Annotated in this window: 9 protein-coding genes; 3 read left to right on the top strand and 6 right to left on the bottom strand. The window is 72.9% G+C overall.

From position 1 onward, the window contains the following. Window positions 1-92 precede the first annotated feature (92 nt). The gene (locus FM076_RS05645) at window positions 93-1,061 is read left to right on the top strand and encodes a PAC2 family protein (RefSeq protein ID WP_173868819.1); all 969 of its coding nucleotides are present in this window, start codon (window positions 93-95) and stop codon (window positions 1,059-1,061) included. Window positions 1,062-1,407: 346 nt separating this feature from the next. Here the strand turns inward: FM076_RS05645 and mshC are convergent, their stop codons facing one another. The 4 genes from mshC to FM076_RS05665 all read right to left on the bottom strand — a co-directional run bounded on the left by mshC (window position 1,408) and on the right by FM076_RS05665 (window position 5,057). Further along, complete coding sequence (gene mshC, locus FM076_RS05650) at window positions 1,408-2,637, bottom strand: cysteine--1-D-myo-inosityl 2-amino-2-deoxy-alpha-D-glucopyranoside ligase (protein WP_173868820.1); 1,230 nt, start codon at window positions 2,635-2,637, stop codon at window positions 1,408-1,410. A 58-nt stretch (window positions 2,638-2,695) separates the two neighbouring features. After that, window positions 2,696-3,691, bottom strand: a complete 996-nt coding sequence (locus FM076_RS05655; RefSeq protein ID WP_243274317.1) for an SCO1664 family protein — start codon at window positions 3,689-3,691, stop codon at window positions 2,696-2,698. Then, window positions 3,688-4,278: a DUF3090 family protein gene (locus FM076_RS05660; protein ID WP_173868822.1), complete on the bottom strand. Its 591-nt coding sequence runs from the start codon at window positions 4,276-4,278 to the stop codon at window positions 3,688-3,690. Before FM076_RS05660 ends, FM076_RS05655 begins: the two co-directional genes overlap by 4 nt. A gap of 74 nt (window positions 4,279-4,352) precedes the next feature. Further along, window positions 4,353-5,057 carry a histidine phosphatase family protein gene (locus tag FM076_RS05665; RefSeq protein ID WP_173868823.1) on the bottom strand — a complete coding sequence of 235 codons (705 nt, stop codon included), beginning with the start codon at window positions 5,055-5,057 and terminating at the stop codon, window positions 4,353-4,355. A 67-nt stretch (window positions 5,058-5,124) separates the two neighbouring features. On the opposite strand from FM076_RS05665, the gene corA reads away from it, so the two are divergent. Beyond that, window positions 5,125-6,117 (top strand): magnesium/cobalt transporter CorA, encoded by a 993-nt coding sequence (gene corA, locus FM076_RS05670; RefSeq protein WP_173868824.1) that lies wholly within the window; start codon window positions 5,125-5,127, stop codon window positions 6,115-6,117. Here corA and FM076_RS05675 read toward each other — a convergent pair. Further along, complete coding sequence (locus FM076_RS05675; protein WP_243274319.1) at window positions 6,039-6,944, bottom strand: ferritin-like domain-containing protein; 906 nt, start codon at window positions 6,942-6,944, stop codon at window positions 6,039-6,041. The two genes, corA and FM076_RS05675, sit on opposite strands and share 79 nt — an antisense overlap. A 243-nt stretch (window positions 6,945-7,187) precedes the next feature. Next, entirely contained in the window at window positions 7,188-8,240 is a 1,053-nt protein-coding gene (locus FM076_RS05680; protein ID WP_173874526.1) for an LLM class F420-dependent oxidoreductase, read from the bottom strand. Between the two features lie 84 nt (window positions 8,241-8,324). Here FM076_RS05680 and FM076_RS05685 point away from each other — a divergent pair, with 84 nt between their 5' ends. Next, window positions 8,325-9,374: an aldo/keto reductase gene (locus FM076_RS05685; protein ID WP_173868825.1), complete on the top strand. Its 1,050-nt coding sequence runs from the start codon at window positions 8,325-8,327 to the stop codon at window positions 9,372-9,374. Window positions 9,375-9,483: the final 109 nt, after the last annotated feature.

Consider the following 9,483-nt stretch of genomic DNA (forward strand, 5'->3'; position numbering starts at 1 on the left):
GTGGCTCGCACGGAGCACACGTGAGAGCGCCGGCGGCGGTTGTCGGAGCGGCCGGCGGGAACAGGCAGAACAGCAAGGTAAGGAGGCGCTGGGTGATCGAGCTGGAGGGGGTTCCCGAGCTGGTCGACCCAGTCATGGTGGCCGCGTTCGAGGGGTGGAACGACGCCGGCGACGCCGCCTCCACCGCGGTCGCTCACCTGGAGCGGGAGTGGAAGGGCGAGGTCTTCGCCGCACTCGACGCGGAGGACTACTACGACTTCCAGGTCAACCGGCCGCAGGTCTTCCTGGAGGACGGCGCCCGCAAGGTGACGTGGCCCACCACGCGCCTCGCGGTCGTCCGGGTGGAGGACGCCGACGGCAACGGCAAGCGGCGCGACCTGGTCCTCGTGCGCGGGATCGAGCCCAGCATGCGCTGGCGCTCGTTCTGCAACGAGATCCTGGGCTTCGCCCACGAACTGGGCGTGGAGCTGGTCGTCATCATGGGCGCCCTGCTCGGTGACACCCCGCACACCCGGCCGGTCCCGGTCACCGCGGTGACCTCCGACCCGGATCTGGCCCGCACCATGAACCTGGAGGAGTCCCGCTACGAGGGCCCCACGGGCATCGTCGGCATCCTCCAGGAGGCGTGCACCCACGCGGGCGTGCCCGCCGCCAGTCTGTGGGCGGCCGTACCGCACTACGTCTCCCAGCCGCCCAACCCCAAGGCGACGCTCGCCCTTCTCAACCGGCTGGAGGACCTGCTCGGCGTCCGCATTCCGATGGGTGAGCTGCCGGAGGACGCGCGGGCCTGGCAGCTCGGCGTCGACCAGCTCGCCGCGGAGGACAGCGAGGTCGCCGAGTACGTGCAGTCCCTGGAAGAGGCCCGGGACACGGCCGAACTGCCGGAGGCGTCCGGGGAGGCCATCGCGAAGGAGTTCGAGCGCTATCTGCGCCGCCGTGACGGGGGCTCCGCGCCCGGCGCACCGCCGCCCTATCACCGGGACGCCGGTCAGCAGCCGCCGCCTCCCAAGCCCGGGGCCGGGCCCCCGAAGCCGGAGTCGTCCGACGACGAGGACGACTGAGAGGTCCCCTTTCCCCGCCGGGACGGCACCCATTCCCCGCCGGGACGGCGCGCCCACCCTCTTACCGCCGGGACGGCACCCCTTTCCCGTCGCGGCGGCACTCCTTTCCCGCCGCGACGGGGAGACCCTCGTACGACGAGTCCGGCGGTGCCGGTATCAGCGGCACCGCCGGACTCGTCGTATACGGTTGCCCGCCGTTGCGGCGGAAAGAGGGCGCTGTCCCGGCGGGAAGAGGGTGCCGCTCCCGGCAGAGAACGGGTGCCGCTCCCGGCGGAAAACGCGTGCCGCTCCAGTGGAAAAACAGAGTGCCGTCCCGGCGGGATGGCGGGGCCGGAAGGGGTCCTCGTCAGAGGGCCACGCCCAGCAGTGCGTCCACCGTGCGGGACACCAGCCCGGGGGCGCCCTCATCGGTGCCGCCCCGCGAGGCCTGCTCCTCCACCCAGGCGTCGACGGCGGACAGCGCGGCGGGGGCGTCGAGGTCGTCGGCGAGGGCGACCCGCACGCTCTCCAGCACAGACTCCGCAGGAGGTCCGTCCGGTTGCGAGACGGCGTCGCGCCAGCGGGCGAGACGGGCCTCGGCCTCGGTCAGGACGTCCCGGGTGTACTCCCAGTCGGCGCGGTAGTGGCGCGAGAGCAGCGCGAGCCGGATGGCCGCGGGGTCGACGCCGTCCCGGCGCAGCTGGGAGACGAAGACGAGGTTGCCCTTGGACTTGGACATCTTCTCGCCGTCCAGCCCGACCATCCCGGCGTGCACGTAGCTGCGCGCGAAGGGGTACTCCCCGGTGAGCGCCTGCGCGTGCGAGGCGCCCATCTCGTGGTGCGGGAAGGCCAGGTCGGAGCCGCCGCCCTGGACGTCGAAGCCCATACCGAGGTGTTCGAGGGCGATGGCCACGCACTCGATGTGCCAGCCGGGGCGGCCGGGGCCGAGCGAGCCGCCCTCCCAGTGGGGCTCGCCCTCGCGGGCTGCCGTCCACAGCATCGGGTCGAGCGGGTTCTTCTTGCCGGGCCGGTCGGGGTCGCCGCCGCGCTCGGCGGACAGCAGCCGCATCGTCTCGGCGTCGTAGCGCGAGACCTGGCCGAAGTGGGTGTCGGACTCGACGGAGAAGTAGATGTCGCCGTCGAGTTCGTAGGCCGCGCCCATGTCGCGGAGCCGTTCGACCAGGGGCACGATCTTCGGGATGGACTCGACGGCGCCCACGTAGTGCCGCGGCGGCAGCATGCGAAGCGCTGTCATGTCCTCACGGAAGAGGGCGGTTTCCCGTTCGGCGAGGGCCGTCCAGTCCTCGCCCGTGGCGACGGCCCGCTCCAGGAGCGGGTCGTCGACGTCGGTGACGTTCTGTATGTAGTGAACCTGCCGCTTGGTGTCGAGCCACACGCGCTGCACGAGGTCGAACGCGTTGTAGGTCGCCGCGTGTCCCAGGTGGGTGGCGTCGTAGGGCGTGATGCCACACACGTAGATACGGGCGACGGGACCGGGGGTGAGGGTCACCCGACCGCCGGTCGCGGTGTCGTGGATGTCGAGGTCGCGGCCCTGACCGGGCAGGGCGGGGACCTCGGAAGCGGGCCAGGCATGCATGCCTTGAGCCTAACCCGGACTGGTGTTCCGTATCCGGCCGGATGCGCGCCGGTGCGGGCTAGACGGGCGGCCAGGGAATCGCGGGCCAGTCGCCGCTGGGCAGCGGGTGCCGTCCCGAGCTGAGCAGCGCCTCCACCCGTTTGCGGACGGCTTCCACCTCGGCCCCGGTCAGCAGCTCGGACAGCCGTAGGGCCAGCGGGGCGCCCTCGGCCAGCGCCGCCGCCAGCCGGCGCAGCGTCTCGACGGCCTCGCCGGTCAGTTCCTCGCCCGCCCAGCCCCACAGGAGAGTGCGCAGCTTGTCGTCGACGTGGAAGGTGACGCCGTGGTCGATGGCGTACAGCGTGCCGTCCGGGCGGGGCAGCAGGTGACCGCCCTTGCGGTCGCCGTTGTTGATCACCGCGTCGAGGACCGCGAGCCGCCGCAGCCCGGGGTCGTCCGCGTGGACGAGCAGCGCGGTCCGGCCGCCGCCGACGTCCGCGAACCCGACCGCCTTCCAGCCCTCGCCCGGCTCCTCCGCGTCCAGCAGGGCGAGCAGGGGCGCCGGCTGTCCGGCCTCCCGCCGGCCGCTCATCCCCTCCTCGCCGGCGGGCGTCCCGGCGTCCGGGTCCGCGCCGCCGGTCCCCTCCGCCTCGTCCGCGCCCAGACCCTGCCGCCCGTCGTGGCCGCCCGGGCCGTCCTGCGGGCCCTCCGCGTCCGGCGGCTCGCCCACCCACGCCTGGCACATCCCCGTCCCGTACGGGCCCTCCCGCAGCACCGTGGCGGGTATCAGGTCCCAGCCGGTGACGCGGGAGACCTCGTAGGCGGCGACCTCGCGCTGGGCGAGGTTGCCGTCGGGGAAGTCCCACAGCGGGCGCTCCCCCGCGACGGGTTTGTAGACGCACGGCAGGCTGACGCCCTCGTGCTCGACCGTGCCGTACAGCACCGCGTTGGACGCGTCGGTGAGCTGTCCGCGCACCGTCAGGGTGCCCTGGGCGAGCAGTTCGCGGGTGGCCTCGGCCGCCGGGGCCGCCGCCCCGCCGCCGGGCGGTGTGCCTGGGGTGGGTCTGCCGCTCATTCGCCCCGGCGGTATCCGTTCTGGCGCGGGCATACGTGTCCTTCGGGGTCGAGCGGCAGGCTGCACAGCGGGCACGGCGGGCGCCCCGCGTTGACGACCTCCATGGCGCGCTTGGCGAAGGCGCGCGCCATGGTGCCGCTGATCCGCACCCGCAGCATCGGGGGGCCGTTCTCGTCGTCCTGGAGGAGCCGTTCCTCGGCCTCGGCGAGGTCCTCGTCCTCGCCGGGCTCCAGTTCGACGATGGCCTGGGCCTCGACCACCATGCGCTCCCCCTCGCCGTCCCAGGCGAGCGCCATGGTGCCGACCCGGAACTCCTCCTCGACGGGGGTCTCCAGCGGCGCCGTGTCCTCGACCTCGGAGGGTGCGACGGCGGGGACGGGGGCGCTGCCGCCGGAGCGGCGCACCACCTCGTCGAGCAGTTCGTCGATCCGCTCGGCGAGCGCTTCGACCTGCGCCTTCTCCAGGGCCACGCTGGTGGTACGGCCTCCCCCGCTGGCCTGGAGGAAGAAGGTGCGGCGGCCAGGCAGCCCGACCGTACCGGCGACGAACCGGTCCGGCGGGTCGTACAGAAATACCTGACGGGACACGTTCTGCTCCGTTGGGTCGACGGCTTGAGTGGCTTCGGACACCCGCACCCTACTGTGCGTGCCGATCATCGTGCTCAGGCGCTTCCCCCCACCGTCGCGTCGCCCTGCTCTCCCTTCCCGGTCTTCCCCTCCTCGCCCCCGCGGTCCAAAGGCGCCAGGGAGCCCAGTTCCCCGGTGTCCCCCAGCCGCAGCAGGAAGGGGCGCAGGGGGGTGTAGGCGAGGGCGGTGACCGAGCAGGGGCCGACCGATATGCGCTGGAAGAGGTCGAGGTGCATCCCGAGCGCGTCCGCGACGATCGCCTTGATGAGGTCGCCGTGCGAGCACATCAGGTAGACGGCGTCCGCGCCGTGCTCGGCCTCGATACGGGCGTTCCAGTCGCGTACGGCCTCCACGGCGCGGTGCTGCATGGCGCGCATCGACTCGCCGCCGGGGAAGACGGCGGCGGAGGGGTGGCGCTGCACGGTGGCCATGAGGGGCTCGTCGTTCAGCTCGGCCAGCTTGCGGCCCGACCAGTCCCCGTAGTCGCACTCGGTGATGCGCTCCTCGGTGTGCAGCGGCAGCCCGGGGCGGGCCCCGGCCAGCGGGGCGAGGGTCTCCTGGCAGCGGCGCAGGGGGCTGCTGACGGCGGCGGCGAGCGGCAGCTCACCGAGCCGTTCGGGCAGCGCGGCGGCCTGCCGCTGGCCGTGCGCGTCCAGGGCGACCCCGGGCGTACGGCCCGCGAGCAGCCCGTCCGAGTTCGCCGTCGACCTGCCGTGGCGTACGAGGATGAGCGTGGGCATGCCGCAACCCTAAGCGAGGTGCCTCGCCCGGCGCTCTCCGGTTGTGGGACCGGCGGAGCGCGGGAGAATGCAAGAGGTGATCGTCGATTGCGCGCTCTACCGCCGTGGGCGTCGCGCGGAGCGCCCGCGGGACTTCTCCGCCGCGCTGCGCCGGGCCCGTGCCGAGGGCGACGCGTTCTTGTGGATCGGGCTGCACGAGCCGACGGAGGAGGAGTTCAACCGGGTCACCCGGGACTTCGGGCTGCATCCGCTGGCGGTGGAGGACTCCCTGCACGCCCACCAGCGCCCGAAGCTGGAGGTGTACGCGGACTCGCTGTTCCTGGTGCTCAAGCCGGTCGCGTACGAGGGTGACGGCGGCCGGCTCAGCACGGGCGAGCTGATGGTCTTCGTGGGCGAGGCGTTCGTGCTGACGGTACGGCACGGCGAGGCGAACCCGCTCGGCCCGGTGCGCAGGCGCCTGGAGGAGGACCCCGACGTGCTGCGGCACGGCCCGACAGCGGTGATGTACGCGGTCAGCGACACCGTCGTCGACCACTACCTGGACGTCGCCGCCGCGCTCCACACCGATCTGGAGGGCCTGGAGGCCGCGGTCTTCGCCGAGGACGCCCGGCTGGGGGCCGGCACGGCGAGCCGGATCTACGAGTTCAAGCGCCGCGCCCTGGAGTTCCGGCGGGCGACGGTGCCGCTGACCGACGCCGTCACCCGGCTCACGGGCGCGGGGGTGCCCTTCGTGCACCAGGACTCGCGGCTGTTCTTCCGGGATGTGGCCGACCACCTCTCCCGGGTGAACGAGCAGGTGGAGTCCATCGACCGGCTGCTGACGGACATCCTGTCGGCGTACCTGGCGCAGATGGGCGTGCGCCAGAACGACGACATGCGCAAGATCTCCGCGTGGGCGGCGATGTTCGCGGTGCCGACGGCCATCGCCGGCGTCTACGGCATGAACTTCGACCACATGCCGGAGCTGCACTGGGTGTGGGGCTACCCGGCGACGATCCTGCTGATGGTCACCGTCTGCGTGGTGCTCTTCCGGATCTTCAAGCGCCGCGACTGGTTCTGAGCCGCGGCGCCTCCCCGGCCGTCCCGCGGGGTCCTCAGGCGAAGCCGGGGGCCGCGTCCGGGGCACCGGTTGCCCAGCGCGTCACGGCGCTCGGGCATGCGCAGAGCGACCATCCGGCGCCAGCCGCCGAGCCGCTCGGCGACGTACCGGCCGTGGATGCCGAGTGCGACGAGCGCGTACGTGGGACCGGACCAGCCCAGGATGCGGGCCATGCGGCTCATCACGGCGAGGCTGACGTCGCGGTAGACCTTGATCTCGGCCAGGGCGCTCTCGCGCAGCAGCGCGCGGATGGTGCGCCCGTGCCCGGCGCGGGCGAGGGCCAGCAACTCCTCGTGGCAGTAGGCGAGGTGGTTGTCCTCGTCCCGGGAGATCATCCTGACCGCGCGGCCGATCTCCGGATGGTCTCCCGCCACCTTCCTGAGCATGGTCATTTCCTCGGAGGCCCGCTGCTCGGTGACGCGGCTGTGCGCGAGGTAGGTGAGCACGTCCTGTTCGGTCAGCGGCTCGTCCCGGCGCAGCTTCTCGTGCGCCAGCCCGATGCCCAGCCCTTCCAGGATCATCGTGTAGTCGGTGTCGTCCGGGATCTCGGCCGCCTCCAGCCCGCGCTTGCCCAGCAGCGCCATGAAGAGGCGGCCGTGCTTGTCCTCGTCCGCGCCGTGCCGGGCGATCTTGGGTGCCAGGTGCCGCATCGAGTCGGGGACGAGCGCGGCGATGCGTCCGTTCTCCCAGCCGCCCTGCGCCTCGCCGCTGGCGGCGATGGAGCAGAAGAGCCGGAAGGACTCGTCGTTGTCGAGGATTTCCCTGAAGAGACTCTGGGCCGAGAGCATCGCTGCCACCTCCGTGCACGAGATCCCATTTGGCGCGACATCCGCACGGAACGAGTCAAATGCCGCGGGCGGGAACGGGCAACAGGGGAGCAGTCCGCCTGCGCCGAATGCGGGAGCGGCGGCCGGGCAACGCCGTAACCGCGGGATGCCGGCGGCGTTGTGCCGCGTGACGGCCGTGGCGGGGTCGGCCCCGAGCCCCCACCACGGCCGCGGAACTCCCCGGGCCGGCGCCGAGGACGTCCGCTACGCGGCGAGTCCGGCCCGCTCCAGCGCCTCGGCGCCGGCCCGCAGGCTGGTGAGCCGCTCGTCCAGCGACAGCCCGGCCGGTGCCAGCGACAGCGTCGTCACCCCGGCGTCCGCGTAGGCCCGCATCCGCTCCGCGACGCGCTCGACCGGACCGATCAGCGTGGTGGAGTCGATCAGCTCGAACGGGACGGCGGCGGCCGCGCCCTCCTTGTCGCCGGCCAGGTACTTGTCCTGGATCTCGGCGGCCTCCTTCGCGTAGCCCATGCGCTGCGCGAGCTGGTTGTAGAAGTTCTGCTTGCGGCTGCCCATGCCGCCCACGTAGAGGGCGGTGTAGGGGCGGAAGAGGCCGGCCAGCGCCTCGACGTCGTCACCGACGGCCATCGGGACGGTGGGGCACACGTCGAAGCCCTCCATCGTCCTGCCCGCGGCCTCACGGCCCGCCCGCAGATGCTTGAGGGTGGTCTCCTCGGCATGCTCGGGGGAGAAGAAGACCAGCAGCACGCCGTCGGCGATCTCGCCGGTCTGCTGGAGGTTCTTCGGTCCGATGGCGGCGATGTAGAGCGGGATCTCCTCCCGTTCGGGGTGCACGGTCAGCTTGATCGGCTTGCCGGGGCCGCCGGGCAGCGGCAGCGTCCAGTGCGCTCCCTCGTAGGTCAGCCGCTGGCGGGACATGGCCCTGCGGACGATCTCGACGTACTCGCGGGTGCGGGCCAGCGGCTTGTCGAACTTCACCCCGTACCAGCCCTCGGACACCTGCGGGCCGGAGACGCCGAGGCCGAGGCGGAAGCGGCCGCCGGAGAGCGAGTCGAGGGTGGCGGCCGTCATGGCGGTCATGGCCGGGGCCCGCGCGGGGATCTGGAAGATGCCGGAGGCCACGTCGATGTTCTCGGTGTGGGCCGCCACCCAGGTGAGCACGGTCGCGGCGTCCGAGCCGTACGCCTCGGCCGCCCAGCACACGTCGTAGCCGAGCCGGTCGGCCTCCTGCGCGACAGCGAGGTTGTCGGCATCCATCCCCGCGCCCCAATAGCCCAGGTTGATGCCCAGTCGCATCCCCATCCGCGCCCACTCCCTACTGATCAGTAATGTCCCTGACCCCCCGGACTCTAGCGCCCGCCACAACTACGCTCAACGGCCATGGAGCTAAGGCACCTCGGCCGCACTGGCCTGCGCGTATCCCGGATCGGACTGGGCACCCTCAGCTGGGCCCGGGGCGGCGGCGAGCCCGCACCGGGCGGCCCGGGGACGTACAGCGGCCTCCAGGAGCCCTACGAGCGGCACGAGCAGAACGCCATCGACCAGCTCAAAACCTTCTGGGAGGCCGGCGGCACACTCGTGGACACGGCCGACGTGTACGGCGACGGGGAGGCCGAGTACCTGCTCGGCCGGATGGTCGGCAGCCTGGTGCCGCGCCGCGAGCTGGTGATCGCCACCAAGGCGGGCAGCGTCCCCGACCCCGACCGCCGCGCCGACTGCTCCCGCGGCCACCTCCTCGCCGCACTGGACGCCTCCCTGGAACGGCTGGGCACCGACTACGTCGACCTGTGGCAGGTGCACGCCTGGGACCCGTACACGCCGCTGGAGGAGACGCTCCAGGCACTCGATACGGCCGTCAGCAGCGGGCGCGCCCGCTACGCCGGGGTGTCGGGCTTCTCCGGCTGGCAGCTCGCCAAGGCGGGCACCTGGCAGCTGGCCGCGCCGGGCGTACGGCACCCGCTGGCCAGCACCCAGATGGAGTACTCGCTGCTCCAGCGCGGCGTCGAGCGGGAGGTGCTGCCCGCGGCACGCGACCTGGGCATCGGACTGCTGCCGTCCTCACCGCTGGGCCGGGGCGTGCTCACCGGCAAGTACCGGCAGCCGGGACCGCCGCCCGCCGGCTCACGCGGCGCCTCCGAGCGGCTGGCGCCGTTCGTCGAGCCGTACCTGGACGAGACGGCGGGCAGGATCGTGGACGCGGTCGCCATAGCGGCGGACGGACTCGCGCTGCCGCCCCTCCAGGTCGCGCTGGCCTGGGTCCGCGACCGGCCCGGGGTGGTCGCGCCGATCGTCGGCGCCCGCACGGCGGAGCAACTGGCGGAGGCGCTGTCAGTGGAGGGTCTTAGTCTTCCTGGGGAAATCCGCGCGGCGCTGGACGACGTCTCGGCCCCCGTGCACCGCTACCCCGACCAGGACTGGAGCGAGCTGTGAGCAACGAGAAGGCAGCCGAACTCCTCGCGGCCGTCCGCGCGGTGGAGAGCGGCGAACGCTCCGCCGACTCCTTCTTCACCGAGCCCAGGAAGCCCGCCGCACCCGCCCG

It is taken from the genome of Streptomyces albus subsp. chlorinus (genome assembly GCF_013302895.1).
Lineage (GTDB): Bacteria > Actinomycetota > Actinomycetes > Streptomycetales > Streptomycetaceae > Streptomyces > Streptomyces chlorinus.